We start from the raw sequence: 26,021 nt of genomic DNA, 5'->3' as shown, positions 1-26,021 counted from the left end.
TCCTCCCCCCCCCCCCGCTCTCCCGATCTGTGGGGGGCGTGTTTTTTATTGTTTTGTGTGGCCACCCGTTTTTGTTTTGCCCACTACTTCCTGGATCGAGCGCGATCTTGCGGGCGAGCCGGCGTACCCGGCGGGCCGGCGGGTTGGGGTTAGCTGGCTTCGACGATCATGGCGGCGCCCACCGTGCGGTTGGTCGCCTCGTCGATGATGACGAAGCCGCCGGTGGTGCGGTTACGGCGGTACTCGTCGGCCAGCAGCGGCACGGTCGTGCGCAGTCGCACCCGGCCGATCTCGTTGAGCCGCAGTTCGTCGGCCGACTCGTCGCGGTGCAGGGAGTTGATGTCCAGCCGGTAGTGCAGCCCGCGCACGATCGCCCGTGCCGACCGGGTGGTGTGCTTGATCGCGTACCGGCCGCCGACCCGCAGCGGGGCAGTCTCGTCCATCCAGCAGACCATCGCCTCGATGTCCTGGGCCACCGCCGGCGCGTTGTTCGGCCGGCAGATCAGGTCACCCCGCGAGATGTCGATCTCGTCGGCCAGTCGTACCGTCACCGACATCGGCGGGAACGCCTCCGGGACCGGCCCGTCGGCGGTCTCCACGGCCTCGATCCGGCTGGTGAAGCCGGAGGGCAGCACCATCACCTCGTCACCCGGCTTCAGCACGCCGGAGGCGACCTGGCCGGCGTAGCCGCGGTAGTCGGTGACAGTGGTGGACTGCGGACGGATCACGTACTGCACCGGGAACCGGACGTCGACCAGGTTGCGGTCGCTGGCGATGTGCACCCGCTCCAGGTGGTGCAGCAGCGACGGGCCCTCGTACCAGGGCATGTTGTCCGACCGGGTGACGATGTTGTCGCCGCGCAACGCGGAGACCGGCACCACTGTCAGGTCCGGTGCGTCGAGCTTCGCCGCGAACGCTGTGAACTCGTCGGCGATCCGCTCGTAGACCTCCTGAGACCAGTCGACCAGGTCCATCTTGTTGACACAGAGGACCAGGTGCGGGACCCGCAGCAGGGAGCAGAGGAACGCGTGCCGGCGGGACTGCTCGACGAGGCCCTTGCGCGCGTCCACCAGGATCAACGCCAGGTCGGCGGTCGACGCCCCGGTGACCATGTTGCGGGTGTACTGGATGTGGCCCGGGGTGTCGGCGATGATGAACTTGCGCCGGGGGGTGGCGAAGTACCGGTACGCCACGTCGATCGTGATGCCCTGCTCCCGCTCGGCACGCAGACCGTCGGTGAGCAACGCCAGGTTGGTGTATTCGTCACCGCGGGCCGCGCTGACCGCCTCCACGGCGGCCAACTGGTCGGTGAAGAGCGACTTGGTGTCGTAGAGCAGCCGCCCGATCAGTGTCGACTTCCCGTCGTCAACGCTGCCGGCGGTGGCGAACCGCAGCAGGTCCATGGCCCGGGCCTCCGGCCCGGCCCCGGTGGCAGCCTGGGCCTCCGCATTCGCGGACGCCACGATCTCGGTGCTCATCAGAAGTAGCCCTCCCGCTTGCGGTCCTCCATGGCGGCCTCACTGACCCGGTCGTCACCACGGGTGGCGCCGCGCTCGGTGATCCTGGTGGCAGCCACCTCCTCGATGACCTTCTCCACGGTGTCCGCGTCGGAACGGACAGCGGCGGTGCAGGAGGCGTCGCCGACGGTGCGGTAGCGCACCTGCGCCTTGAACCGCTCCTCACCCGCGCGGGGGCGGAAGAACTCGTTTACGGCGTAGAACATGCCGTCCCGCTCGATCACCTCACGCTCGTGCGCGTAGTAGATCGACGGCAGCGGGATGCGCTCCCGTGCGATGTAGTGCCACACGTCCAGCTCGGTCCAGTTGGACAGTGGGAAGACCCGGATCGACTCGCCCGGGTGGTGCCGGCCGTTGTACAGCGACCACAGCTCCGGCCGCTGGTTCTTCGGGTCCCACTGACCGAACTCGTCGCGGAAGCTGAACACCCGCTCCTTCGCCCGGGCTTTCTCCTCGTCCCGGCGGGCGCCACCGAACAGCGCGTCGAAGCGGTGCTTCTCCACCGCGTCCAGCAGCACCGGTGTCTGGATCCGGTTACGCATGCCGTCACCGGACTCTCGGACCATGCCGCTGGCCAGGGCCTCCGGCACGCTCGCCACCACGAGTTGCAACCCGAGCTCGGCGACCCGTTGGTCGCGGTATTCCAGGACCTCGGGGAAGTTGTGCCCGGTGTCGACGTGCATCACCGGGAAGGGGACGTTGGCCGGGGCGAACGCCTTCTGCGCGAGCCGCAGCATGACGATCGAGTCCTTGCCACCGGAGAAGAGCATCACCGGGCGTTCCATCTCGGCGACCACCTCGCGCATCACGAAGATGCTCTCCGCTTCCAAGGCGTCCAGGTGGGAGACCTGGTACGCCGCGGGGGTGGTCATGACACCGGCTCGATTCGCTCGCTCATCCGATTTCCAGACCTTTCCGGTCGGGCATGTCAAGAAAGTTCGCTCAGGCTACCCGGAATGTTTCTGCAACGCTGCAAGCAACCGGGTGGCGAGATCCTTGCGGCAGACCAGGAGGTCGGGCAGCCGCGGATCCGCCTCGTTGTATTTCAGCGCAGAACCGTCGATCCGGGAAGCGTGCAGTCCGGTGGCCGTCGCCACAGCGATCGGGGCTGCGGAGTCCCACTCGTACTGCCCACCTGCGTGGATGTACGCGTCCACCTCACCGGTGACCACTGCGGCGATTTTCGCTCCGGCCGAGCCCATCGGCACCAGGTGCGCCCCGACGTCCTCGGCCAGATCGGTCAGGAAGACCGGTGGCCGGCTCCGGCTTGCGGCCAGGCGGATCTTCCGCTCGCCGGCCGTCGCCGCCTCCACAGTCATCGGCGGGTACGCCGGCGGGTAGTCGGTGCCCAGCACCCGGTGCTGCGCCGGCAACCCCACCGCCCCGGCGACCAGCCCGTGCGGGCTCGGCGCGTTGCGCGCCCAGAGCGCCACGTGCACCGCCCAGTCCGAGCGCCCCTCCTCGGAGAACTCCCGGGTGCCGTCCAGCGGGTCGACGATCCACACCCGGTCCGCGTTCAACCGGGACACCGCTCCGGTGTTCACCTCAGCGGCCCAGGCCATCCGCGAGCCCTCGTCCTCCTCGGAGAGCACCGCGTCACCCGGACGCCACTTCGCCAACTCCGTGCGGATCAGGTCGTGCGACACCTTGTCCCCGGCCGACTTCAGCGCACCGGCGTCGGCGAAACCCATCTCCGTACGCAGGTCGAGCAACGCCTGCCCAGCCCGGGACGCCAACCATCGGGCGAACGCGCCATCGATCATCGGAGGACTGCTCATCTGTCCGCTCCCGTCGCCTCGCCGCGCTGCCCGCACGGGCCGATCCGCCGCGACTCGCGTCGCCGGTCGCGGCACGCTGAAAGGCGCAGACTACCGGCCCGCCGTTTCCGATTCGGGTACGCCCCGCCCGGCTCAGCCGCCGTGGTAGAGGTTCTGGGTCGGCTCCACACCCTTGGTGATCACCGACTCCACCACGTCGGCGGCCCGGTCCACCAGGAAATCCAACTCCTTGCGCTCGGCCGCGCCGAAATCCGACAGCACGTAATCCGCCGGATCCTGGCGCCCCGGCGGTCGGCCGACGCCGAACCGCACCCGGGCGTAGTCCTTGGTCCCCAACGACTTCGACATCGAGCGCAGGCCGTTGTGCCCGCCCTCGCCGCCGCCGAACTTGATCCGCACCTGACCGAAGTCGATGTCCAGCTCGTCATGCACCGCGATCACCTGCGCGGTCGGCACCTTGTAGAACTGTGCCAACGCTGCGACCGGCCCGCCGGACAGGTTCATGTACGTCAGTGGCTTGACCAGCACCAGCTTCGGCCCGCCGAACCCCAGCCGCGCCTCGGCCACCTCGGCCACCGCCCGCTTGTGCCGGCCGAAACGCGCACCCACCCGCCCGGCCAGCAGTTCGGCCACCATGAACCCGACGTTGTGCCGGTTGCCGGCGTACTCCCGACCCGGGTTGCCCAGGCCGACCACCAGCCACGGCCCCGCCTCGTCCGTCACTACCTGTCCCTTCCGACGCCCATCCCACCGACTCCCGATATGCCGACAGGCGCCCCCGAACATTCGGGGACGCCTGTCGCACAGTACGAACCGATCAGGCCTCGGTGCGCGCCTCGGTGGCCTCGGCGGCAGCCTCGGTGTCCGCGCCCTCGGAGCCCTCGGTGGTCTCGCCGGCCTCGGCCTCGGCCTCGTCGGTGGCGGTCTCGACCTCGGGCAGCGTCGCCTCGAGCTGCTCGGCGGTCGGGGCGGCGGTGATCGACGCGACGGTCAGCTCCGAGTCGACGGCCAGCTCGACGCCGGTCGGCAGCTCGACATCGCCGGCAGTCACCAGGGTGCCCGCCTCCAGGCCCTCGATCGACGCCTCGAGGTGGTCCGGAACCTTGGTGGCGTCCGCGGTCACCGAGAGGGTGTCGTGGTCGTGCACGATCAGGGTGTCCCGGGCGGCCTCGCCGGTCAGCTGGACCGGGACCTCGACGGTGACCTTCTCGCCCCGGCGGACCAGGATCAGGTCGACGTGCTCGAAGGTGTCGCGGATCGGGTCACGCTGGATCGCCTTCGGCAGCGCCAGCACCTGGGTGCCGTCGGCGATGTCGATCGCGAAGAGCTGGTTGGCACCACCCTTGCGGATCGCGGCGGCGAACTCCCGCGACGGCAGCGCGATGTGCTTGGGCTTCTCGCCGTGGCCGTACAGCACGGCGGGCACCTTGCCGGCCCGGCGGGTACGGCGGGCACCACCCTTGCCGAACTCGGTACGGGGCTCGGCGCTGATCTTTACCTCGGACACGGGGAAACTCCTGATGCTTTTCGCTGCGGCGGCTTGTCGTCTAACGGTGCTGGGGCGAGGGGCTCGCTGGGGCTCATGCGTCATGAACGACTGCCCGGAGCACCGCGTCGATGACGGTGCCTCCGTGCGGCGCTTTTCAGCGGCCCGCCGGGCACCCTCGCCGTGGCAACCGCACCAGTCTACCCGAGCTGTTTCCAGGGTTTCCGGCAGTCCCCGATCACGGCTCAAGACCGGCGCGTCGGTGGTGCTCCCACCAGCGTGCCGGCCCCGTTTCCACCAGTTTGCCAGCCCCGCCCCCGCCAGCGTGTCGAGTGGCGGAAACGGGGCTCAGGCTCAGCTCAGGCCACCGAAGAGGGTGGTCACCGAGCCGTCGTCGAAGACCTCGCGGATCGCCCGCGCCAGCAGCGGCGCGATCGACAGCACTGTGAGCTTGTCCAGCTGCTTCTCCGGCGGGAGCGGCAGGGTGTTCGTCACCACGATCTCGCTGATCGAGCTGTTCTTCAGCCGCTCGGTGGCCGGGTCGGACAGCAGCGCGTGGGTGGACGCGACCACGATCTCCGCCGCGCCCGACTCCTTGAGGATGTCGGCGGCCTTGGCGATGGTGCCCCCGGTGTCGATCATGTCGTCGACGATCAGGCAGACCCGGCCCTCCACCTCGCCGACCACCCGGTTGGCCACTACCTGGTTCGGCTTCATCGGGTCACGGGTCTTGTGGATGAACGCCAACGGGCAGCCGCCCAGCCGGTCGGTCCACCGCTCGGCCACCCGCACCCGGCCCGAATCCGGTGCCACCACTGTCATCGGTCGGCCGGCGTACTTGTGCTCCACGTACTCGGCCAGGATGTCCATCGCGAAGAGGTGGTCCACCGGGCCGTCGAAGAAGCCCTGGATCTGCGCGGTGTGCAGGTCGACGGTGAGGATGCGGTTCGCGCCGGCGGTCTTCAGCAGGTCCGCCACCAGGCGCGCCGAGATCGGCTCCCGACCACGGTGCTTCTTGTCCTGGCGGGCGTACGGGTAGAACGGCAGCACCACTGTGATCCGCTTGGCCGACCCCCGCTTCAGCGCGTCCACCATGATCAGGGTCTCCATGACCCACGTGTTCACCCCGTGCGTGACGGACTGCACCACGAAGGCGTCCGAACCACGTACCGAGTCCTTGAACCGTACGAAGATCTCGCCGTTGGCGAACTCGTACGCGTCGGCCGGCGTCGGCGCGACGCCGAGCACCTCGCCGATCTCCTTGGCCAACTCCGGAAAGCCACGTCCGGAAAAGAGCATCAGGCTTTTGCGGTTTTCGGCGACGATGCTGCCCATGGGCCCGTCTGCTCCCGTTATGTCGGCGGTACCCGACCCGGTGGTGGTGGGTCAGGGACTATTCGGTTGCAGTATCTCCCGCGCCGGATGCGCCGCCCACCGTCTCGGTCGCCCCGTGGATTGCCTCACTGTGGCTTGCGGCACCAGTCGTACCGGACCCACCCTTCGCGTCGCCGGCCCGCTGCGCCGCCTCCGCCGCGGCAGTGCCGGCGCGCCGCTTGACCACCCAGCCCTCGATGTTGCGCTGGCGCGCGCGGGCGACACCCATCGCCCCTGGCGGCACGTCATCGATGATCACCGACCCGGCTGCCGTGTATGCCCCGTCGCCCACCTCGACCGGCGCCACGAACATGTTGTCCGCACCGGTCCGCGCGTGGCTGCCGATCACCGTGCGGTGCTTGTTGACGCCGTCGTAGTTCACGAAGACCGACGCGGCGCCGATGTTGGTCTGCTCGCCGATCGTCGCGTCGCCGACGTACGTCAGGTGCGGCACCTTCGCGCCGGCGCCGATCTGCGAGTTCTTCACCTCGACGAACGTGCCGACCTTCGCCTTCTCGGCCAGCTGGGCGGCCGGCCGCAGGTACGCGTACGGCCCGACGGTAGCGCCCGCGCCGACCTCGGCGCCTACGGCGTGGCTGCGGACCACCGACGCGGCGGGGCCGACGATCGTGTCGATCAGGGTGACGTCCGGCCCGATCAGCGCGCCCGCGCCGACCACAGTGCCGCCGCGCAACTGGGTGTTCTGGTCGACCACCGCGTCCCGGTCCAGCGCGACAGTCACGTCGATCCAGGTGGTGGCGGGGTCGAGCAGGCTCACCCCGGTGCGCATCCACGCCTCGTTGATCCGGTCGCGCAGCAGCCCGCGCAGCGTGGCCAGCTCCACCCGGTCGTTGCAGCCCAACGTCTCGACGTGGTCCACGGCGACGTGCACCGCGACCGGCTCGCCGGCGGAACGGAGCAGACCGAAGACGTCGGTCAGGTACTCCTCGCCCTGGTCGTTGTCGGTGGAGAGCTTGCCCAGCGCCTCGCGCAGCCGTACCGCGTCGAACGCGTAGATACCGGCGTTGATCTCCCGGATCGCGCGCTGCGTCGTGTTGGCGTCGCGCTCCTCGACTATCTGCTCCAGGCGGCCGTCGGCGTCCCGGACGATCCGCCCGAGGCCGGTCGGGTCGGGCACCTCGGCAGCCAGCACTGTGGCCGCCGCGGCGGCCTCCTCGTGCGCGGTCACCAGCGCACCCACCGTCTCGGGTCGCAGCAGGGGCACGTCGCCGTTGATCACCACGACGGTGCCGGCACCGTCCGGTACGGCCTCCAGCGCGATCCGTACGGCGTGCCCGGTGCCGAGTTGCTCGGCCTGGAGCACCGGAGTGGCGTCCGGAGCGACCTCGGACAGGTGCGCCCGCACCTGGTCGGCGCCGTGCCCCACCACGACGACGGTGCGGTCCGCGCCCAACGGTGCGGCGGCGCTCAGCACGTGACCGAGGAGCGTCCGACCGAGCAGGGGGTGCAGCACCTTGGGCAGTGTCGACTTCATCCGCTTACCCTCACCGGCGGCAAGTACGACGACGGTACGGAGGTGGGGCTGGGGCACGACGTGGCTCCCGTCGGGACGGCGGACACTCTCGCGGCCATGCTAGCCGCGAGGCCCGGCACGTTCCCCTCTTACCCCCACCGGACCCTAAAGCGGACGTAGGTGGGCAGCTCGGCCGCCAGGGTTCGAACCTGAAATACGGGTACCAAAGACCCGGGTGTTGCCAATTACACCACGGCCGATCAGCGACGCGAGCACGCCGCACGAGGGATGGACATCCCGCCGCTACACCTTAGCGCCCCCGCCGTCGGATGCCAGCGCTCATCCCGCCGCACGGCGAGCGGTCGATGCCGTCGACAGTTCGGGGGGCGTCGGCCCGCGCCTCGGCCGCCCTCTTCCGGGGCCGGTCAGGTGCCCGCCACGGGGCCGGCTGACCTGCGGCTTCGAGCAGTTACGCGAAGGCGATTCGAAACTTCCTCGTGCGATCTACGGTGCCGTAAGTTACGGTGACGTAGGCGTAGCTTCGTGATCGTTACCATCCCCCTGCGAGGTCCCATGTCCACTGCTCTGCTCGATTCCAACACCGCCGGACCCGGCCCCAAACCACTCACCGACGGCAGCCAGTCCCCCGGCATCCTGGCCGCCCTCTGGGCCTTCGTGGTGATCCCCTTCGTCGCCCTGCTGGTCGCCGTTCCGGTGGCGTGGGGCGGCTGGCTGGGCTGGACCGACGTGATCATCGGCCTGGTCTGGTACGTCGTCTCCGGGCTCGGCATCACCGTCGGCTTCCACCGCTACTTCACGCACGGCTCGTTCAAGGCCAAGCGGTGGCTGCGGGTGACGCTGGCGGTCGCGGGTTCGCTGGCGGTGCAGGGCGAGATCATTCAGTGGGTCGCCGACCACCGGCGCCACCACGCGTTCTCCGACCTGGAGGGCGACCCGCACTCGCCGTGGCGCTTCGGCACCAGCTTCTGGGCGTTGACCCGAGGCCTGTTCCACGCGCATGTGGGCTGGCTGTTCCGCCGGGAGCTGTCCAACCGCGGGCGTTTCGCACCCGACCTCATCGCCGACCGGGACATCAGCCGTGTCGACCGACTCTTCCCCGCGCTGGTGGCCATCTCGCTGCTCGGCCCGGCGCTGATCGGCGGCCTGGTGACCTGGTCCTGGCAGGGCGCGCTGACCGCGTTCTTCTGGGCCGGACTGGTCCGGATCGGCCTTCTGCACCACGTCACCTGGGCGATCAACTCGGTCTGCCACGTCTACGGTGAGCGTCCGTTCGCGATGCGCCAGGGCGACCGCGCGTCGAACTTCTGGCCGCTGGCGATCCTGTCGTTCGGCGAGAGCTGGCACAACCTGCACCACGCCGACCCGACCAGCGCCCGGCACGGTGTGTTGCGTGGTCAGGTGGACATCTCCGCCCGGGTGATCTGGTTGTTCGAGAAGACCGGCGCGGCAACCCAGGTGCGCTGGCCAAAGCCCGAACGCCTCGCCGCCAAGCTGGTGAAGCCTGTCGCACCCCACTGAAACCGGGCGGTGCACGGGGATGCCGCCTGGCAGGATGGCCGGGTGACCGAGCCATGCGGGGGGACCGGGCGGCTCGGCGGACGGGGAGCCGAGCCCGATCCGGGTACGGTCGAACGGCGCGTCAGGGCGGTCGAACCGCCCGACAGTGAGGCGACGACGTGAACGGGCACAGCGGAGGAACCATTCCACGGCAGGGCGTCACCGAGCGCCAGCGAGGCGGCGACATGCCCGAGGTCAGCGACGAGGCGGCGGCAGCCGTCGGCGGCCGACGGGCGACGCCGACGGCGGCACCGAAAGCCAAAGCTCCCTCCCGGGTCCGCATGTCGGCGGCCCAACGCCGGGAGCAGTTGATCGCGACCGGCCGGCAACTCTTCGCCGAGCGCGGTTTCGACGCCACCTCCATCGAGGAGGTGGCGGCCCGCGCCAAGGTTTCCAAGCCGGTGGTCTACGAGCACTTCGGTGGCAAGGAAGGGCTCTACGCGGTGGTGGTGGACCGGGAGGTCCGGGCCCTGTTGGACCGGATCACCACGGCGTTGACCGCAGGGCATCCGCGGGAGCTGCTGGAACAGGCCGCACTCGCCCTGCTGACCTACATCGAGGAGGAGACCAGCGGTTTCCGGGTGCTGGTCCGTGAGTCGCCGCTGATGTCCGGCACTGCCAACTTCAGCAGCGTCATGAACGACGTGGCGCACCAGGTCGAGCACATCCTGGGCGCCGAGTACAAGAGCCGCGGGTACGACCCGAAGCTCGCCGAGCTGTACTCGCAGGCGCTGGTCGGCATGGTGGCGTTGACCGGTCGCTGGTGGTTGGAGGTGCGTAAGCCGCGCAAGGAGACGGTGGCGGCGCACCTCGTCAACCTGGCTTGGAACGGGTTGTCGCACCTGGAGGCGAAGCCGACGCTGATCACCGCACGGCGCAACTGACAGCGATCAGCGGCGGTGCACGTCGGCCACCGGGTGCTTGCGGTGCTCCAACTCCGCCTCGGCGGATTCCGGTGGGCCGACCTTGTCGTAGAGGCCGGTGCCGAGCAGGATCAGGCCGAACAGCATCGACACGACAACTGTCGACATCGAGAAGTTGAGGAAGTTCGCGTCGGTCTGCAGCACCGACATCATCAGGATGCTGGTCACCAGGAACACCACGCCCGCTGTGAGGTTCATGTAGTGGCCGAGGTTGGTACGCCGCGAGGCCCCGATGATCAGGACGACCCCGAAGATCACCGAGGCGAGCGAGAAGGCCAGGTTGGTCCGGAGGCCGAGGGCCCAGGTGCTGCTGCGGGCAAAGAGCGGATCCCCGATCGTCTCGGCGACGCCCCAGACGCCAAAGACCAGGATGTAGACGCCGATCAGCCCGGAGAGGACCCGGTAGAGCGGCCGTGCCGGATGGTTGACCGGAAAGTGCGGCATGCCCAGACCCCCTGATGTGACCGTTTCAGGGGAATTGTCGCCCAAGGCAGACCCAAGTGTCCGAAGAACCACAAAGCCGACAGGGTCCGCCGACAGGCTGGACCAGGTCAGGTTTTCGCCGGAGCCCGAGCTGCGCAGGGATCAAGCCTGACCGCCCGGAGCAGCTCGGGCTCCGGCGAAAACCCACGGCCGCAACCGGGGAAAAACTCAGAGAACGAGACGAGCCTTCTGGAACGCCTCAGCCTCATCCTCAGTGCCGACCTTGCCGTACATGCCGACCATGAGCAGCACCAGGGCGGCCGCCATCACCACGACCACAGTGGTGATGCTGAAGTTGAAGATGTTGGCGTCGGTCCGGATGAACGCGAGACCGGCCAGGCTGACCACCATGAGGCTGTACGCCAGCCACTGGTTGATCGCCACGTCGATGTTGCGGCCGAGCGCGGTGCCGACCAGCACGACGATCCCGAGCAGCACGCTGAGCAGCGAGAAGCCAAGGTTGGTGCCCTGACCGAGGACCCGGGTGTCGTCCTGGGCGAGGATCTCGTTGCCGGTGCTCGCGACGATGCCGAGCACACCGAAGACGACCAGGTACAGACCGGTCAGCCCGCCGATCGCCCGGTAGATCGGCCGCGCGGGGTGGTTGACGGGGGTGTGTGCCATGTCTGTGTCTCCAACGCCGTGGGGTAGGTGTCGCCGACGATTGTCTCGCATGTGGTGGTGTGACGCCGCACACGGGGCCCGGGCCGGCGCGCCCGGCCGGTCAGCTCTCGGGCAGGTCCTCGGCGAGGGTCATCCAGCTCTCCTCGATCCGCTCCCGTTCGGCGCGCAGATCCTTGAGCTGGGTGTCCAACTCGGCGACCCGGGCGTAGTCGGTGGCGTCCGCCGCGAGCTGATCGAGCAGCGTGGTCTCGCGCTGGTCGAGCTTGCTGAGCTGCCGCTCCAGCCGGGTCAGCTCCTTGCGGGCCTGACGGACCTGGGCTGCGGACATGCCACCTCCCGAGGGGGCAGCGGACGCGGAGGTCGAGGTGGCGCCCGCCCGAGGAGAGCCGGCCCGCTCGGCGGTCCGCGCGAGGTATTCGTCCACGCCACCCGGCAGGTGCACCAACCGGCCGTCACCGAACATCCCGTACGCCGTGTCGGTGACCCGCTCGATCAGGTACCGGTCGTGGCTGGCCACGATGATCGTGCCGGGCCACGAGTCGAGCAGGTCCTCCAGCGAGGCGAGGGTGTCCGTGTCCAGGTCGTTCGTGGGCTCGTCGAAGAGCAGCACGTTGGGTTCCCCGGCCAGCAGCCGCAGCATCTGCAACCGGCGGCGTTCCCCACCGGAGAGGTCACTGACCGGGGTCCAGAGACGGCGGTCGTCGAAGCCGAACACCTCGGCGAGCTGCGAAGCGGAGACCTCCCGGTCGCCGAGCTGAACCCGGCGGGCCACCTCCTCCACCGCCTCCAGCACCCGCAGGTGCCCAGGCAGCTCGGTGAGCTCCTGGGAGAGGAAAGCGGGCCGCACTGTGGAGCCGGTGCCGAGGCGACCGCCATCGGGGCGGGTGATGCCGGCGAGCATCCGCAGCAGCGTGGTCTTGCCGGCGCCGTTGGCACCGAGGATGGCGATCCGGTCGCCGGGGCCGACCAGCCAAGTGACGTCGCGAAGGATCTCCTTCGGACCGGCGTGCAGCTCCACGTTCTCCAGGTCGTAGACCTGCTTGCCCAACCGCGAGGTGGCCATGCGCTGCAACGACATGGTGTCGCGCGCCGGCGGCACGTCGGCGATCAACGCGTTCGCGGCGTCGATGCGGAACTGCGGCTTGGAGGTCCGCGCGGGCGGGCCACGACGCAGCCAGGCGATCTCCTTGCGGAGCAGGTTCTGCCGGCGGGCCTCGGTGGCGGCGGCGACCCGCTCGCGCTCGGCGCGGGCGAGGGTCCAGGCGGCGAAGCCACCCTCGTAGGCGCGGACGGTCTGGTCGGCGACCTCCCAGGTGTTGGTGCAGACCGCGTCCAGGAACCACCGGTCGTGGGTGACCACGACCAGGGCGCCCTTGCGGCCGACCAGGTGCCGGGCCAGCCAGTCGACCCCGCCGACGTCCAGGTGGTTGGTGGGCTCGTCGAGGATGAGCAGGTCGGAGTCGCGCACGAGCAGCGCGGCGAGCGCCACCCGGCGGCGTTCGCCACCGGACATCGGGCCCACCGGCTGGTCGAGGCCGAGGTGCGGCATGCCGAGGCCGTCGAGGATGGCCCGCACCCCGGAGTCGCCGGCCCACTCGTGCTCGGCGCCCATGCCCTCGGCGAGCCAGGCGGTGCCGAGCACCACGTCCCGGACGGTGGCCTCGGGGGCGAGGGCGAGCTGCTGCGGCAGCCAGAGCACACGCAGGTCACGGCGGTGGGTCACCCGACCGTCGTCGGGGTCCTCCTGCTTGGTGAGCAGTCGCAACAGGGTGGACTTGCCGGCGCCGTTGAGGCCGACCACGCCGATCCGGTCGGCGTCGTCCAGGCCGAGCGAGACGTCCGTGAGCAGCCGCCCGGCGGCGCCATACCCCTTGGACACCCGGTCCAGATTGACGATGTTCGCCACGTTCCACCCTTCATGATCAAGGCGTCCCGGTGCCGGCGGGCACCTGGACGCCTGCCCCAAGGGTACGCGGAAGCCCCGAACGCCCGCGCCGCGCGCCAGCAGCTCCGGTGGAACGCGTCGTCAGCCGACGCGGGCGCCGGCTACCGGACCGTGCGCGACCCGCGCCTCCCGGCAGACGCCAGCGGCGGTCAGCTCGGCGGCGATCCGCTCCGCGTCGGCCGCGGTGGCGGCGAGAAACACGCAGGTCGGGCCGGAGCCGGAGACGATGCCGGTGAGCGCGCCGGCTGCCTCGCCGGCCTTCAGCGTGTCGGCCAGCGCCGGGCGCATGGCCAGCGCGGCGTCCTGGAGGTCGTTGCCGAGCGTACGGGCGAGCACCCGGGGGTCACGCTGGCGCAACGCGCCCAGCAGCGCGTCGGTGCTGCCCAGCGGGGCGCCGGCGGCACCGGAGTCGCGGAGCCGATCCAGCTCCCGGTAGGCGGTCGGGGTGGAGAGGCCACCGTCGGCGATCGCCACCACCCAGTGCCAGGAGGTGGGGCGGGCCAGCACGGGGCTGATCGCCTCACCCCGGCCGGTGCCCAGCGCGGTGCCACCGTAGATCAGGAACGGCACGTCGGAGCCGAGGTCGGCGGCGATGCCGGCCAGCTCGTCGCGGGACAGCCCGGTGCCCCAGAGCGCGTCGCAGGCCACCAGCGCGGCGGCGGCGTCGGCGCTGCCACCGGCCAACCCACCGGCGAGCGGGATCTGCTTGCGCAGGTGCAGTCGGGCGTGCGGCAGCACGCCCGCGTACCCGGCGAGGGCGTGCGCGGCGCGGATCACCAGGTTGGTGTCGTCCAGAGCCAGCTCGCCGGTGCCCTCACCCTCCATGGTCAGGGCGAGGGTGTCGCCCCGGCGGGCCGTCAGCTCGTCGTAGATCGAGATGGCGTGGTAGATCGTGTTCAGCTCGTGGTAGCCGTCCCGGCGCAGCGGGCCCACCCCGAGGTGCAGGTTGACCTTCGCGGGCACCCGCACCCGCACCGGGCCGATGGCCCCACGTCGCTCGTCGTCGTCCGGTCGCCAGGCCTCGGTCACGGGGTGATGTCCCGCACGCGCAGGCGGATGTCGAACGGCTTGGCCACGATCAGCTCCTCAGCGTCCTGGGCGGGCACCGCGTCAGCCTACTTCCCGGCCGGCGTACCGACCGGAGCCGACGCGGCGATGGCGGCGAACTGCTCGACGGTCAGTGACTCCCCACGGGCGCCGGGGTCGACGCCGGCGGCGGTGAGCGCCGCGGCGGCCCGGTCCGCGCCACCGGCCCAGCCGGCCAACGCGGCGCGCAGCGTCTTGCGCCGCTGCGCGAACGCCGCGTCCACCACGGCGAAGACCCGCTCCCGCGGTACGTCGGTGCGGGGCGGCTCGTGGCAGGTGAAGGAGACCAGGCCGGAGTCGACGTTGGGCACTGGCCAGAACACGTTCGGCGGCACCTTGCCGGCGCCCCGGGCCTGGGCGTACCAGGCGAGCTTCACCGACGGGATGCCGTACACCTTGGAGCCGGGACCGGCGACGAGCCGGTCGGCGACCTCCTTCTGCACCATCACCAGGCCGCGTCGCAGGCTGGGCAGCACGGCGAGCAGGTGCAGCACCACGGGCACCGCGACGTTGTAGGGCAGGTTCGCCACCAGCGCTGTCGGTGCCGGGTCGGCCAGTTCGGCGGCGGCGATGCGCAGCGCGTCGGCGCGGTGCACTGTGAGCCGGGCGGCGTCGGCCCCGGCGTACCGCGCGACGGTCTCCGGGAGCGCCCCGGCGAGCACCGGGTCGATCTCCACGGCGTGCACGTGCCCGGCGACCGGCAGCAGCCCCACTGTCAGCGAGCCGAGCCCGGGCCCCACCTCCAGGGCCACGTCGTCGGGGGTGAGGCCGGCGGCGGTCACGATCCGGCGCACCGTGTTCGGGTCGTGCACGAAGTTCTGGCCCAGCTTCTTGGTGGGCGCGACGCCCAGCCGGGCGGCGAGTTCCCGGATCTCCGCCGGGCCGAGGAGACCGGTCATGGCTGGCAGCGTAACGACGGGGTCGGTGCCGACCGTCGGGCCGGGCTCACCACGGGCCGAAGGCCCGGTCGCCGGTGGCGGAGATGGCCGCGCACAGCTCGTCCAGGTCGCTGCCGGTGGTCGCGGCGAGCGCGCGGACGGTGAGCGGAATCAGGTACGACGCGTTCGGCCGGCCGCGGTACGGCATCGGGGTGAGGTACGGGGCGTCGGTCTCCACCAGCATCTGATCCACCGGGGTGAGCGCGGCGGCCTCGCGCAGCGCCGTCGCACTGCCGAAGGTGACGGTGCCGGCGAAGCTCAGCAGGTAGCCGCGGCGGACGCACTCGCGGGCGAAGTCGGCGTCGCCCGAGAAGCAGTGCAGCACCACCTGGTCGGGTGCGCCCTCGTCGTCGAGGATCCGCAGCACGTCGGCGTGCGCGTCGCGGTCGTGGATGACCAGCGTCTTGCCGTACCGCTTGGCGATGGCGATGTGCGCCCGGAAACTCTGCTCCTGCGCGGCACGCCCCTCGTCGCCGGTCCGGAAGAAGTCCATTCCGGTCTCGCCGATTCCTCGGACCCGATCGCGGGCGGCGAGTGACTCGATCTCCCGCAACGCCTCGTCGAGGTCGCTCAGTCGGGGTGCCTCGTTGGGGTGCAGCGCCACGGTGGCCAGCACGGCGGGGTACCGGTCGGCGGTGTCCGCGCCCCACCGGGAGGAGGCGACGTCGACGCCCACCTGGACCAGCCGGTCCACGCCGACCTTCGTGGCCAACGCGATGGCCACGGCAACCGGATCTCCGGCCGGCCCGCCGCCGGGCACACCGGCCTCGCTGACAGTGATGTCCAGGTGGGTGTGGCTGTCCAGCACCGCCCGGGGCAACGACTCGGGAGCTGGCGGAAACTCTCCGGCCCGCCGGGCGGCACGCTCGCGGCGGGATTCAGTGGGCTCGCTCATCAGCGACAGCATCACACACCGGGCCTGTCCATCTGCCCGCCACCCGACGTTCACCCCGACTACGCCGCGCGACTCTACGGTCGCTGACGAACGGACGCGACAGCGTGCGGACCTCATCCCACCGAGCAGCGAGGCGACGGCATGAGCGTCACCCCCCAGGCCGGTGGCAGCGCCGGCGAACGGACCGGACTGAACGTGGCGTTCGGCGGCGGCGTGTACCCGGCCGAGGAGATCGCCCGAGGTGCCGCGTACGAGTTGTTCAGCGCCGACGAGGTGGCCGGCTTCGAGTGGGCGCCCCGCCCGGGCAGCGCCCTGCCGTGGCACCGGTTCGTGCACGTCACCGAGGTGACAGCTGTGCACGGGGCCACCGAGCCGGCCGACGAGCCGGAGACGCCGCTGCTGATGCCCGCTCACCGCGAGCGGGGTTGGGCGTACCTGCACCAGCTCAGCCAGCAGCCCGCGGCGGCGGGCGACCCGATGCTGGTTGAGGCGCGCGCGTCGGCGGTGGTCCGGCGGGGCACCCGGATGATGAAGGTGCTCTCGGCCCAGCAGCTCGCCGGCTACGTACGGGGTTGGCTGCCGCACGGCTTCTGCTACCGCGAGCACGACGTTGCGCACCTGCGTACGCCGGCGACGACGACGGTGCTGCGTACCGATGGTGACGCTGGCCGGGACGGCCCGGACGTGGCGTACGCGCTGCGCTGGCGCGCGTCCGACCCGGGTGACTACGACGTGCCGGTGGGCCCGGCACACCGCGGCCTGACCGCGCTGGCCTCCCGGGACCGGCTCGGCGCCCCGGTGCTCGGCACCGGCTTCGTACCCAGCAACGGTCAGCTCATCCCGGAGTTCATCACCCGGGACTTCGCCGACCTGCCGATGCCGGCGAACGCCGCCCTCATCGCGTACCCGGCGGAGGGGGTGGAGGTGGTGCTGTACACCTACCAGGCCGAGCAGCGCGGGTGGCTGCGGATGGTGGGCCCGCAGTGGCGGCACCTGCTGGCGGCGGTGCCGGGCCTTTCCCCGGACCAGGAGTACGTGCCGAACGCCGACGCTCCCCGCTCCACCCAGCTCGTCGGCATGTACGGCGACAGCGAGTACGAGGCGGTCGCCGACCTGCCCGGCGGGTTCCGGGTGCTGGCGATGACCCGGGCGGCCCGCTACCCGGTGGACACGGTGGCCCGCCGGGTCCGGTTCGCCCAGTGGCGAGGGGTGCCGTGCCTGGTGCTGCGGGAGGAGGCCGGCTGGCTGCGGGTGCGCCTGCGTTACCCGAACCCGGACACGGTGGTCACGACCGGCGCGCAGTGTCAGGAACGTGGCGTCTACGAGGCCTGGGCGCCGGGCGCCGAGGTGACCGACGACCAGGTGATGGACGCCCGGTACGCGATGTGACGGCGCGGCGGCGGGGCACCCGCCGCCGCGCGTCAGGCGTTCAGTCGGTCAGCCGGGCCAGTTCCTCGTCGACGATCGACGGGTCGAGCTTGCGGAACACCGGCTTCGGCGCGGCCAGCGGGCGACCCGCCTCGATCGACACCGACTCCCAGCGCGCGCCGACTGTGTAGTCCCCGGTGAGCACCGGGTACGCCGGGCCGCCGTCCAGGTCGTCGACCTGCTCGATCACCGGCATCGGCGCGTGCACGCCGGCGCCCCCGAGCAGCTCGTGCACCTGCTGCGCGGAGTGCGGCAGGAACGGGGTGAGCAGCGTGTTGGCGTCGCTGATCACCTGAAGGGCGACGTGCAGGATGGTGCCCATCCGGGGCTTGTCCGCCTCGTCCTTGAGCTTCCAGGGCGCCTGCTCGGAGAGGTACCTGTTGGCCTCGGCGACCACCTTCATGGCCTCACCGATCGCCTGCTTCTGCCGGTGCCTGCCGATCAGGTCGCCGACAGTGGTGAACCCGGTCCGGGCGACGGCGAGCAGCGCCTCGTCGGCCTCGGTGAGCCCGGCCGGGTCGACCGGCGGGATCGCCCCGAAGTTCTTCGCGGCCATCGAGACGCACCGGTTGACAAGGTTGCCCCAACCGGCGACCAACTCGTCGTTGTTGCGGCGCAGGAACTCGGCCCAGGTGAAGTCGGTGTCGTTGCTCTCCGGGCCGGCGGCGGCGATGAAGTAGCGAAGCGCGTCGGCGTCGTAGCGTTCCAGGAAGTCGCGAACGTAGATGACCACCTTGCGGGACGAGGAGAACTTGCGTCCCTCCATGGTCAGGTACTCGCTCGAGACCACCTCGGTGGGCAGGTTGAGCCGACCCAGCTCGCCCGGCTCACCGTCGCGGGAGCCCTCGCCGGAGTAGCCGGAGAGCAGCGCCGGCCAGATCACCGAGTGGAAGACGATGTTGTCCTTGCCCATGAAGTAGTACGACTGGGCGTCCTTCCCCGCGCCGTCGGCGGACCAGTACTTCCGCCACGCGTCCGGGTCGCCGGAGCGACGGGCCCATTCGATCGAGGCGGACAGGTAGCCGATCACGGCGTCGAACCACACGTAGATTCGCTTGTCCGACCGGTCGCGCCAGCCGTCGAGCGGGATCGGTACGCCCCACTCCAGGTCACGGGTGATCGCCCGGGGCTGGAGATCGTCGAGCAGGTTGCGGGAGAACCGCAGCACGTTGGGCCGCCACCCTTCGCGGGTGTCCAGCCACTGTCGCAGCACCTCGGCCAGGGCTGGCAGGTCCAGGAAGAAGTGCTCGGTCTCGACGAACTTCGGAGTCTCTCCGTTGATCCGCGACTTCGGGTTGATCAGGTCGATCGGGTCGAGCTGGTTGCCGCAGTTGTCGCACTGGTCACCGCGGGCGCTGTCGTACCCGCAGATCGGGCAGGTGCCCTCGATGTAGCGGTCGGGCAGGGTGCGCCCGGTGGACGGGGAGATCGCGCCCATGGTGGTCTTCGGCACGATGTAGCCGTTGCGGTACATCCCCTCGAACAACTCCTGCACCACCGCGTAGTGGTTGCGGGTGGTGGTGCGGGTGAACAGGTCGTACGAGAGACCGAGGCCGTGCAGGTCCTCGACGATCACCCTGTTGTACCGGTCGGCCAGCTCGCGCGGGGTCACCCCGTCGGCGTCGGCCTGCACCTGGATCGGGGTGCCGTGCTCGTCGGTGCCGGAGACCATGAGCACGTCGTGGCCGGCCATCCGCATGTACCGGGCGAAGACGTCGGAGGGAACGCCGAAACCGGAGACGTGGCCGATGTGGCGGGGGCCGTTGGCGTACGGCCAGGCCACTGCCGCGAGAACGTGACTCATGAGCAGTGAGCCTAGTGACCCGTCCGGGGCGTTCGCGAACCAATGGGGGGTGCCCGACCGGCGGACCGGGCCGACCACCTCGCCCGTTGGTCCGATTTGTCGTCGACACGCGGCTCACCTGCCCGTTTCACCTCCTGGTGCGGTGTGCAATGAACGTCGTGACGGGCAGAGGAGCGGCGCGGGACCACGAGGACCGTCCCACCGGGTCGGCGGTCGGCGACGACCCGGGGCCCGAGCCCGCCGTGTCCCGGGTCGCCGGGGTCGCGCCGCAGCCCCGGCTCGTGCCCAGCGCCGACCCGGGTACGCAGCGGCCCACCCCGGCGGGGAGGTCCGCCCCGGCCCGCCCCACGCCGGCGGCGCCGTCACCCACACCGACTCGTCCGACCCCCGGGGCACCAGTACCCAGCCCGGTCCGGCCGGGCTCGTCGGGCCCGCCGGCCGGATCGGAGCCCGCCGGCTCGGAGCTCGTCGAGGTGGAGCCGACCACCGGCGCTCCGGTGGACGCGGTGCCGCGTCGGGTGCCGGTCCGGCAGCAGGTCCGTCGGCAGCGCGACAACGGGCCCGACGGCGACCCGCCGGACGACGACGGCGGTGCTTTCTGGGCGCCGATCGAGCAGGTGCACTGGGACGGCACCCCGATCCGCAAGGACACGGCACCGGCGCGGCTCCGCGGCTTCCGGCTGGCGCGACGTCGGGCACCCAGCCGCACTCCCCCACCGCCGGATCCGCTGCCCGGGCTCGCCGCGCTGGTGGTGCTGAGCCTGGTCGCGGCCTTCTTCGCCTGGGTCAGCGCCGGCCCGTTCTGGCTCGCGGTCGGGCACGCCCGGACGGGCACCGTGGTGATCGACGACTGCTCCGGCGGCGGGCTCACCCTGCGCTGCCGGGGAATCTTCACAGCCGAGGACGGGCGGTTCATCGCCCATGGCGTCCGGGTCAGCGGCGTGCCCGTCGAGGAGAGCACGGCCGGCACCGCGCTGCCGGCGCGGATGACCGGCCCGGACAGCGGTGTCGCGTACGCGGACGTCGGCGTGGGCCGGCACCTGCGGTGGCTGCCCGGTCTGCTGGTGGTGCTGGCCTGCGCCGCCGGCATCGTCCGGTGGACCGGGTCGGCTCGGCTGCCCGGTCGCCGGCACCGCCGCTGGGCGGTGGCCGCCGCCATCGCCGGCCCCACGCTGATCACCGTCGGCTTCCTCGCCGCCGCGTGGTGAACAGGCCGTCCGGCCGATCGGACCACAGCGGTCAGCTGTGCACGATCGTGTAGACGTCCCGGCGGCGCAGCGCGTACTCGGTGGCCACGTCGGTGATGGCGTCCCGGCGGGACCGGCCGGCGGCCTCCCGCTCGGCGACGGCGGCGCGCAGTGTGTCGTCGTCGGGGCGTTCGGCAGCGGTCACCGGAGCTCCGGCCACCACCAGGGTGATCTCTCCGCGCGGGTCCCCCTCGGTGGCCCACCGGGCCAACTCGCCGAGGGGGCGGCGGAGCACCTCCTCGTAGGTCTTCGTGAGTTCGCGGCAGACTGCGGCCGGCCGGTCAGCCCCGAACGTGTCGGCCAGGTCGGTGAGCGTCGCTCCGATCCGGTGCGGGGCCTCGAAGAAGACCAGGGTGCGCTCCTCGGCGGCGAGGGCGCGCAGCCGGGATCGGCGGCCGCCGGGGGTGCGAGGCAGGAAGCCCTCGAAGCAGAACCTGTCGCAGGGCAGCCCGGAAACGGCCAGCGCGGTGGTGACCGCGCTGGGCCCGGGGGCGACGGTGACCGGCGCACCGACATCCAGGGTGGCACGGACCAGCCGGTAGCCGGGGTCGGAGACGCTGGGCATTCCGCCGTCGGTCACCAGCGCCACCACGTAGCCGCCGAGGATGGCCTCGACCAGCTCGGGGGTGCGCCGCTCCTCGTTGCCCTCGAAGTAGGAGACGATTCGACCACCGACGGTGAGGTCGAGATCGCGGGCCAGCCGGGTGAGCCGCCGGGTGTCCTCGGCGGCGACCACGTCGGCGCTGATCAGCACCTCCCGGAGTCGGGCCGAGGCGTCGGCGGGGTTGCCGAGCGGAGCACCGAGCAGAATCAGGCGCCCAACTTCGGACATTTCACCCACGGATTCGTCTCCTTCATTGCTGGGAATACCGGTATCAGGGACGACGGACGCCACCGGACACCCTGGCAGCCTACGATCGCCGGGTGACGAGTGCGTCGACAGCGCAGAGCCCGAGCGCCGATCCGGACAAGATGATCCAGATGACGGGCGAGCCCAGTGCCACCCAGGAGCCGACGGCACCGAGTGCCGAGGGCGGCGGGGTGGCCGCTGCGGTCCGGCGACGGTTCGCCACCGTCGACACCCAGGTGGACCGGTTCTCCTGGCTGGCCACGGCAGTGGTGGTGGCCATCGCGGCGATCGTGCGCTTCGTCGGGCTGTCCAGCCCGAAGGGCAAGATCTTCGACGAGACGTACTACGCCAAGGACGCCTACGGGCTGATCTCGCGTGGCGTGGAGTGGAACTACAAGGACAACGTCCCGTCGTACGTGGTGCACCCGCCGCTGGGCAAGTGGTTGATCGGCGTCGGCGAGTGGGCGTTCGGCTATCAGGACGCCGATTCGAAGGTCTCCGTCCCCGGGCACCTGATGACCACCGCGCCGGAGTTCGGCTGGCGATTCTCGGCAGCGGTGATCGGCACGCTGTCGGTGCTGCTACTGGTCCGCATCGGTCGGCGGATGTTCCGCTCGACGGTGCTCGGCTGCGCGGCCGGTCTGCTGCTCGCCCTGGACGGCTTCCACCTGGTGCTGTCCCGCGCGGCCCTGCTCGACATCTTCCTGCTCTTCTTCGTGCTGGCGGCGTTCGGCGCGCTGGTGCTCGATCGGGACGCCCGCCGTCGGCGCTGGGCTCGAGCCCTGGACCACGGGCTCGATCCGAGCCAGCCGGGCCGGGCCGGCCGCCCGCCGACCGGTTGGCGCACCTGGCCGTGGTGGCGGCTGGCCGCCGGGGTGCTGATCGGCTGCGCCTGTGCGGTGAAGTGGAGCGCCCTGTACTTCGTGCCGGCCTTCGCGCTGCTGGTGCTCTTCTGGGAGGTCGGCGTCCGCCGCTCGGCGGGTGTCCGCCGGCCCTGGCGGGACACGCTCGTCGACGAGCTGCCCTGGCTGGTACTCGCCGGCGTGCTCATGGTGGGCACCTACCTCGCCACCTGGTCGGGCTGGCTGCTCACCGACGACGGTTACTACCGGCTCGCGTCGTCCTACCCGGGCTCCCGGCTCAGCGACCGGCCGGTGATCGGTCCGCTGATCAATCTCTTCGAGTACCACCGCGCGGCGTACGGCTTCCACGCCCAGCTCGATGACGCGCACAAGTACCAGTCGTGGCCGTGGCAGTGGCTGCTGTTGGGCCGGCCGGTGGCGTTCCACTACGCCGGCGACGGCGTCTGCGGCGCGGCGAGCTGCGCCTCGGAGATTCTGCTGCTCGGCACCCCGCTGCTCTGGTGGTCGTTCCTGCCCGCTCTGGTGGCGCTGGTCTGGCTGGGTGTGGCCCGTCGGGACTGGCGGGCCGGCGCGATCCTGCTCACCGTGGCCGCCGGGCTGCTGCCGTGGTTCTGGTTCGCCCTCGACGGCCGGACGATGTTCTCGTTCTACGCCGCGCCGGCGGTGCCGTTCCTGGTGCTGGCCGTGGTGTACGTGCTGGGCGCGCTGATCGCGCCCGCCGGGGGTGACGTGGGTGTTGTGGCGCCGCTGGCGCCCGGTGACCCGAGTTATGAGCGCCGACTGGTGGGCAGCATCGCGGCGGGGGCGTACGTGCTGCTGGTGGCGCTCTGCTTCGCGTACTTCTATCCGATCTTCGTGGGTCGGGTGATTCCGTACTCGGACTGGCTGTCGCGGATGTGGCTCGACGGTCGGTGGATATAAGCATCGACAGGCGGCGCGCCGCATAGCGCGACGGAAGAAGGGCCCGCACGCCGAAGCGTGCGGGCCCTTCTTGACAAAGACGCGCGCCCCGATCGCCTGCCACGGGGGAAGCGGGCGATTGGGGCGCGCATGAAGAGCTTAACCACCCCGCACCACCGGCACAACGGGTCGACTTGGGTCAGATTTCCGACGGATGCTGGCCGAACCGACACCTTCCCTCGCACAGTTGACCGAGGGTGACCTGGCGTGGACCCTGAGCGCGGGCGCGGCCAGTCAGAGGCGATCCCTGGCGTCGCCGGAGTCGCCGCTTCCGCACGCCTCCACCCAAACGATCATCCAAAGTGGATCTCACTACACTGCGGGTCGTGATCAACTTCAGACGATCGACGGCGGTCCTTCTCGGACTGTTGGCGACCACCGCGCTGACCGGGCCGGCGCAGGCCGACGAGGAGCCGGCGCCCGAGCCGCCCCGGGTCGAGCTGGTGCTCGACGTCAGCGGGTCGATGCGCGCCGCCGACATCGACGGACGCACCCGGATCGCGGTCGCCCAGCAGGCCTTCAACGAGGTGGTGGACGCGCTGCCCGAGGAGACACAGCTCGGCATCCGGGTGCTCGGCGCGACATACCGCGGTAAGGACAAGAAGGTCGGTTGCCAGGACACCCAGCAGATCGTGCCGGTCGGCCCGGTGGACCGGTCCGCCGCCAAGGCGGCGGTGGCGACACTTCGGCCGACCGGTTTCACTCCGGTCGGGCTGGCGCTGCGCTCCGCCGCGCAGGACCTGGGCACCGGGGCCACCACGAGGCGGATCGTGCTGATCACCGACGGCGAGGACACCTGTGCCCCGCCGGACCCGTGCGAGGTGGCCCGGGAACTGGCCGCCCAGGGCACCAGGCTGGTCGTCGACACTCTCGGTCTGGCCCCCGACGAGAAGGTTCGCCGGCAACTGCTGTGCATCGCCAGCGCGACCGGAGGGACCTACACCGCCGCACAGAGCGCCGAGGAGCTGACCGACCGGATCAAACAACTCGTCGAGCGGGCCGGTGACACGCACACCCGGGCCCCGACCGTGGTCGGCGGCACGAGCGCGTGCGACTCGGCGCCACTGCTCGCCCCCGGCGTCTACGCCGACCGGGAGGCGTTCTCCGAGCATCGCTACTACCGGGTGCCGATCCGCCCCGGACAGGAGCTGCGGGCCTCGGTGAGCATGGCGCTGGACCGGGCCGTCAACCGGGACTACGGGGTGCTGCTGCGGGCCACCGCGGCCGACGGCCGGGAACTCGTCCGCGGCGCGGACGCCGGCAGCGGGCGGGCCGACGTGCTCTCCGCCGGGCTGCGCTGGTCGGCCACCGCTGACGACGAGGATGCCGCCGAGACCGAGCAGAGCTCCGCGCCGGTCATCGAACCCACCACCGTCTGCCTGGTGGTCAGCAACTCGTTCGCCCCGCGTCCCGGCACCGCGGCCACCCCGGGCATGCCTGTGGAGCTGACCATCGACGTGGTCGCGGCCGCACCCGCACCGGACGGACCCGACCTCGGCCGGGGCTGGGTGCTGCTCGCCCTGCTCACCGTCGCCGGGCTGATCACCGGTCTGCTCGCCGGTCTGCTCACCCGCTGGTGGGTCGCCACCTGGAGGGAGAACTGATGGGTACCGCACTGTTCCGGTCGATGGCGGCGCTGCTCGCCGCCGGCGTGGCCGCTCTGCTTCCCGCTGCGGCCGCCGCCGCACCGACCCCCTCCCCGGGTGCCACGCCGGTGAACCGTGCCGGCACGTCCTTTCTCACCGCCACCCCGATCACCGCCGGACAACCGGTACGGGTGGACGCCTCGATCGGTGACCACCTCTACTGGTCGTTCCCGGCGACGGCCGGCCAGGTGCACGAGATCAACGCCACAGTCAGCTTCCCGAAGGGACGCAGCGGCGCCTCCACCTGGACGGTGGACGTCTTCGACGGGCTGCGCCGACGCCAGGCGTGCACGGCGGGGGCCCAGACCCCGACAGTGGACGCGAAGGCGTCGAACGTGGTCCTTGGCTGCACGCTGCGCGAGGTGCGGCCGTGGGCTGAGCCCTGGTCGGCCGACCCGCTGCCCGGCACGTACGTCGTCCGACTGTCAGTGATCGAGCTGCCGGAGCCGGATCTGGGTGCGCCGATCGACGTCGACCTCCTGGTCGGCACCATCGCCGACCGGGGCGCCTCGGCTGACGACGGCGAGTTGGCCGCCCCGCTGGTGCCGAACACCAAGGCCGGCACGGTACTCAACGCCGTACCCCCGGTGGACGCGGAGGCCGACGACGAGAGCGGCTCGCCGGCGGACTGGTTGCCGGATCTCGGCTCGCGCTGGGTCTGGACCGGCATCGGCGGCGCGCTCGCCGCGGTGGCCGGCGTGTTCGGCTTCGCTGTGACCCGACGCCCTCGGCGTCGCTGAAACGCCGCCTCTGGTGGCCCCGCCCGCCGGCGGGGCCACCAGAGACTCAGCTACGTCGGGAGCCGCGCGGCAACCAGCCGATGAACCTGTCCTGGAGCGACATCACCGGAGCGGCGCGCAGATCCTCGGTGGCGGCGGCGAGGCAGGAGCCCAGATAGACGCTGAGCATTGCGCGGTCACCCCCGTACTCCGCCAGCAGCCGGGTGCGCTTCGTCGCGCACGGCCACTCGTCACCGCAGGAGCCGCAGCTCCAGCAGGGGGTCTTCGGGGCGTGTTCGTCAGCCCGCACCCCCGGCCGTTCCAGGCCATCGGTCATCGCACGTCCTTCCAGATGTCCACGGGACTGGCGGCTGCCGTGCCGGCCAGCATTGATGGTGGTCCC

The 26,021-nt window shown here is 71.2% G+C and carries 23 protein-coding genes and 1 tRNA gene; 7 read left to right on the top strand and 17 right to left on the bottom strand.

The genetic code is table 11. The features are described from left to right. Positions 1–149 precede the first annotated feature (149 nt). The 8 genes from AB0C19_RS30950 to AB0C19_RS30915 form a co-directional block, all read right to left on the bottom strand. Positions 150–1,403 (bottom strand): GTP-binding protein, encoded by a 1,254-nt coding sequence (locus tag AB0C19_RS30950; protein WP_357191029.1) that lies wholly within the window; start codon positions 1,401–1,403, stop codon positions 150–152. Between the two features lie 74 nt (positions 1,404–1,477). Further along, positions 1,478–2,389, bottom strand: a complete 912-nt coding sequence (gene cysD, locus AB0C19_RS30945; protein ID WP_091394617.1) for a sulfate adenylyltransferase subunit CysD — start codon at positions 2,387–2,389, stop codon at positions 1,478–1,480. A gap of 75 nt (positions 2,390–2,464) precedes the next feature. Then, on the bottom strand, positions 2,465–3,295 hold the full coding sequence (locus tag AB0C19_RS30940) for a 3'(2'),5'-bisphosphate nucleotidase CysQ (protein ID WP_238683597.1): 831 nt from the start codon (positions 3,293–3,295) through the stop codon (positions 2,465–2,467). Between the two features lie 132 nt (positions 3,296–3,427). Next, positions 3,428–4,018, bottom strand: coding sequence for an aminoacyl-tRNA hydrolase (pth, locus tag AB0C19_RS30935; RefSeq protein WP_238683598.1), 591 nt, complete (start codon positions 4,016–4,018; stop codon positions 3,428–3,430). A gap of 94 nt (positions 4,019–4,112) precedes the next feature. Then, complete coding sequence (locus AB0C19_RS30930) at positions 4,113–4,802, bottom strand: 50S ribosomal protein L25/general stress protein Ctc (RefSeq protein WP_238683599.1); 690 nt, start codon at positions 4,800–4,802, stop codon at positions 4,113–4,115. A gap of 333 nt (positions 4,803–5,135) precedes the next feature. After that, the gene (locus AB0C19_RS30925; RefSeq protein ID WP_030329105.1) at positions 5,136–6,116 is read right to left on the bottom strand and encodes a ribose-phosphate diphosphokinase; all 981 of its coding nucleotides are present in this window, start codon (positions 6,114–6,116) and stop codon (positions 5,136–5,138) included. Between the two features lie 58 nt (positions 6,117–6,174). Beyond that, positions 6,175–7,707 carry a bifunctional UDP-N-acetylglucosamine diphosphorylase/glucosamine-1-phosphate N-acetyltransferase GlmU gene (gene glmU, locus AB0C19_RS30920; protein ID WP_357191015.1) on the bottom strand — a complete coding sequence of 511 codons (1,533 nt, stop codon included), beginning with the start codon at positions 7,705–7,707 and terminating at the stop codon, positions 6,175–6,177. A 110-nt stretch (positions 7,708–7,817) separates the two neighbouring features. Then, a tRNA-Gln gene (locus AB0C19_RS30915) sits at positions 7,818–7,889 on the bottom strand. A 313-nt stretch (positions 7,890–8,202) separates the two neighbouring features. Here AB0C19_RS30915 and AB0C19_RS30910 point away from each other — a divergent pair. Both AB0C19_RS30910 and AB0C19_RS30905 read left to right on the top strand, forming a co-directional pair. Then, a complete protein-coding gene (locus AB0C19_RS30910; RefSeq protein WP_210784778.1) occupies positions 8,203–9,168 on the top strand; it encodes an acyl-CoA desaturase in 966 nt (321 codons plus the stop codon). A 224-nt stretch (positions 9,169–9,392) separates the two neighbouring features. Continuing rightward, positions 9,393–10,091: a TetR/AcrR family transcriptional regulator gene (locus AB0C19_RS30905; RefSeq protein WP_357191010.1), complete on the top strand. Its 699-nt coding sequence runs from the start codon at positions 9,393–9,395 to the stop codon at positions 10,089–10,091. 6 nt (positions 10,092–10,097) lie between these two features. Here the strand turns inward: AB0C19_RS30905 and AB0C19_RS30900 are convergent, their stop codons facing one another. The 6 genes from AB0C19_RS30900 to AB0C19_RS30875 form a co-directional block, all read right to left on the bottom strand. Beyond that, positions 10,098–10,574: a DUF4383 domain-containing protein gene (locus tag AB0C19_RS30900; RefSeq protein ID WP_357191008.1), complete on the bottom strand. Its 477-nt coding sequence runs from the start codon at positions 10,572–10,574 to the stop codon at positions 10,098–10,100. A 207-nt stretch (positions 10,575–10,781) separates the two neighbouring features. Next, positions 10,782–11,237 carry a DUF4383 domain-containing protein gene (locus AB0C19_RS30895; RefSeq protein WP_357191006.1) on the bottom strand — a complete coding sequence of 152 codons (456 nt, stop codon included), beginning with the start codon at positions 11,235–11,237 and terminating at the stop codon, positions 10,782–10,784. A gap of 100 nt (positions 11,238–11,337) precedes the next feature. Continuing rightward, complete coding sequence (locus tag AB0C19_RS30890) at positions 11,338–13,143, bottom strand: ABC-F family ATP-binding cassette domain-containing protein (protein WP_357191004.1); 1,806 nt, start codon at positions 13,141–13,143, stop codon at positions 11,338–11,340. Positions 13,144–13,263: 120 nt separating this feature from the next. Then, positions 13,264–14,211, bottom strand: coding sequence for a 4-(cytidine 5'-diphospho)-2-C-methyl-D-erythritol kinase (locus AB0C19_RS30885; RefSeq protein WP_357191001.1), 948 nt, complete (start codon positions 14,209–14,211; stop codon positions 13,264–13,266). A gap of 86 nt (positions 14,212–14,297) precedes the next feature. Continuing rightward, entirely contained in the window at positions 14,298–15,167 is an 870-nt protein-coding gene (gene rsmA, locus AB0C19_RS30880; RefSeq protein ID WP_357190999.1) for a 16S rRNA (adenine(1518)-N(6)/adenine(1519)-N(6))-dimethyltransferase RsmA, read from the bottom strand. 46 nt (positions 15,168–15,213) lie between these two features. Beyond that, a complete protein-coding gene (locus AB0C19_RS30875) occupies positions 15,214–16,113 on the bottom strand; it encodes a TatD family hydrolase (RefSeq protein WP_357190996.1) in 900 nt (299 codons plus the stop codon). A 129-nt stretch (positions 16,114–16,242) separates the two neighbouring features. Between AB0C19_RS30875 and AB0C19_RS30870 the strand changes: the two genes are divergently transcribed. Then, positions 16,243–17,490, top strand: coding sequence for a hypothetical protein (locus AB0C19_RS30870; RefSeq protein ID WP_357190994.1), 1,248 nt, complete (start codon positions 16,243–16,245; stop codon positions 17,488–17,490). Between the two features lie 40 nt (positions 17,491–17,530). Here AB0C19_RS30870 and metG read toward each other — a convergent pair whose 3' ends face one another. Beyond that, a complete protein-coding gene (gene metG / locus AB0C19_RS30865) occupies positions 17,531–19,333 on the bottom strand; it encodes a methionine--tRNA ligase (protein WP_357190992.1) in 1,803 nt (600 codons plus the stop codon). A 149-nt stretch (positions 19,334–19,482) separates the two neighbouring features. Between metG and AB0C19_RS30860 the strand changes: the two genes are divergently transcribed. After that, positions 19,483–20,541, top strand: a complete 1,059-nt coding sequence (locus tag AB0C19_RS30860) for a hypothetical protein (RefSeq protein ID WP_357190989.1) — start codon at positions 19,483–19,485, stop codon at positions 20,539–20,541. A 31-nt stretch (positions 20,542–20,572) separates the two neighbouring features. Here the strand turns inward: AB0C19_RS30860 and rsmI are convergent, their stop codons facing one another. Then, on the bottom strand, positions 20,573–21,421 hold the full coding sequence (rsmI, locus tag AB0C19_RS30855; protein WP_357190987.1) for a 16S rRNA (cytidine(1402)-2'-O)-methyltransferase: 849 nt from the start codon (positions 21,419–21,421) through the stop codon (positions 20,573–20,575). A 140-nt stretch (positions 21,422–21,561) separates the two neighbouring features. Here rsmI and AB0C19_RS30850 point away from each other — a divergent pair, with 140 nt between their 5' ends. The 3 genes from AB0C19_RS30850 (at position 21,562) to AB0C19_RS30840 (ending at position 25,639) form a co-directional block, all read left to right on the top strand. Continuing rightward, positions 21,562–23,214 carry a phospholipid carrier-dependent glycosyltransferase gene (locus AB0C19_RS30850; RefSeq protein WP_357191027.1) on the top strand — a complete coding sequence of 551 codons (1,653 nt, stop codon included), beginning with the start codon at positions 21,562–21,564 and terminating at the stop codon, positions 23,212–23,214. Positions 23,215–23,579: 365 nt separating this feature from the next. Next, a complete protein-coding gene (locus tag AB0C19_RS30845) occupies positions 23,580–24,857 on the top strand; it encodes a VWA domain-containing protein (protein WP_357190985.1) in 1,278 nt (425 codons plus the stop codon). Further along, positions 24,857–25,639 (top strand): peptidase, encoded by a 783-nt coding sequence (locus AB0C19_RS30840; RefSeq protein WP_357190982.1) that lies wholly within the window; start codon positions 24,857–24,859, stop codon positions 25,637–25,639. The genes AB0C19_RS30845 and AB0C19_RS30840 overlap by 1 nt, the downstream gene beginning before the upstream one ends. Before the next feature lie 46 nt (positions 25,640–25,685). On the opposite strand, the gene AB0C19_RS30835 is transcribed toward AB0C19_RS30840, so the two are convergent. Continuing rightward, positions 25,686–25,955 (bottom strand): hypothetical protein, encoded by a 270-nt coding sequence (locus AB0C19_RS30835; protein WP_203122828.1) that lies wholly within the window; start codon positions 25,953–25,955, stop codon positions 25,686–25,688. Between the last annotated feature and the right edge of the window lie 66 nt (positions 25,956–26,021).

It is taken from the genome of Micromonospora sp. NPDC048842, assembly GCF_040649935.1.
In the GTDB taxonomy this organism is placed as follows: domain Bacteria; phylum Actinomycetota; class Actinomycetes; order Mycobacteriales; family Micromonosporaceae; genus Micromonospora; species Micromonospora hortensis.
This window is presented reverse-complemented; position numbering and strand designations above follow the sequence as displayed.

Coding starts and splice junctions, on each gene's coding strand:
- AB0C19_RS30950 (WP_357191029.1), bottom strand. CDS start 1,403: ATGGACCTGCTGCGGTTCGCCACCGCCGGCAGCGTTGACGACGGGAAG.
- cysD (WP_091394617.1), bottom strand. CDS start 2,389: ATGACCACCCCCGCGGCGTACCAGGTCTCCCACCTGGACGCCTTGGAA.
- AB0C19_RS30940 (WP_238683597.1), bottom strand. CDS start 3,295: ATGAGCAGTCCTCCGATGATCGATGGCGCGTTCGCCCGATGGTTGGCG.
- AB0C19_RS30925 (WP_030329105.1), bottom strand. CDS start 6,116: ATGGGCAGCATCGTCGCCGAAAACCGCAAAAGCCTGATGCTCTTTTCC.
- AB0C19_RS30910 (WP_210784778.1), top strand. CDS start 8,203: ATGTCCACTGCTCTGCTCGATTCCAACACCGCCGGACCCGGCCCCAAA.
- AB0C19_RS30905 (WP_357191010.1), top strand. CDS start 9,393: ATGCCCGAGGTCAGCGACGAGGCGGCGGCAGCCGTCGGCGGCCGACGG.
- AB0C19_RS30900 (WP_357191008.1), bottom strand. CDS start 10,574: ATGCCGCACTTTCCGGTCAACCATCCGGCACGGCCGCTCTACCGGGTC.
- AB0C19_RS30895 (WP_357191006.1), bottom strand. CDS start 11,237: ATGGCACACACCCCCGTCAACCACCCCGCGCGGCCGATCTACCGGGCG.
- rsmA (WP_357190999.1), bottom strand. CDS start 15,167: ATGACCGGTCTCCTCGGCCCGGCGGAGATCCGGGAACTCGCCGCCCGG.
- AB0C19_RS30875 (WP_357190996.1), bottom strand. CDS start 16,113: ATGCTGTCGCTGATGAGCGAGCCCACTGAATCCCGCCGCGAGCGTGCC.
- AB0C19_RS30870 (WP_357190994.1), top strand. CDS start 16,243: ATGAGCGTCACCCCCCAGGCCGGTGGCAGCGCCGGCGAACGGACCGGA.
- metG (WP_357190992.1), bottom strand. CDS start 19,333: ATGAGTCACGTTCTCGCGGCAGTGGCCTGGCCGTACGCCAACGGCCCC.
- AB0C19_RS30860 (WP_357190989.1), top strand. CDS start 19,483: ATGAACGTCGTGACGGGCAGAGGAGCGGCGCGGGACCACGAGGACCGT.
- AB0C19_RS30850 (WP_357191027.1), top strand. CDS start 21,562: ATGACGGGCGAGCCCAGTGCCACCCAGGAGCCGACGGCACCGAGTGCC.
- AB0C19_RS30840 (WP_357190982.1), top strand. CDS start 24,857: ATGGGTACCGCACTGTTCCGGTCGATGGCGGCGCTGCTCGCCGCCGGC.
- AB0C19_RS30835 (WP_203122828.1), bottom strand. CDS start 25,955: ATGACCGATGGCCTGGAACGGCCGGGGGTGCGGGCTGACGAACACGCC.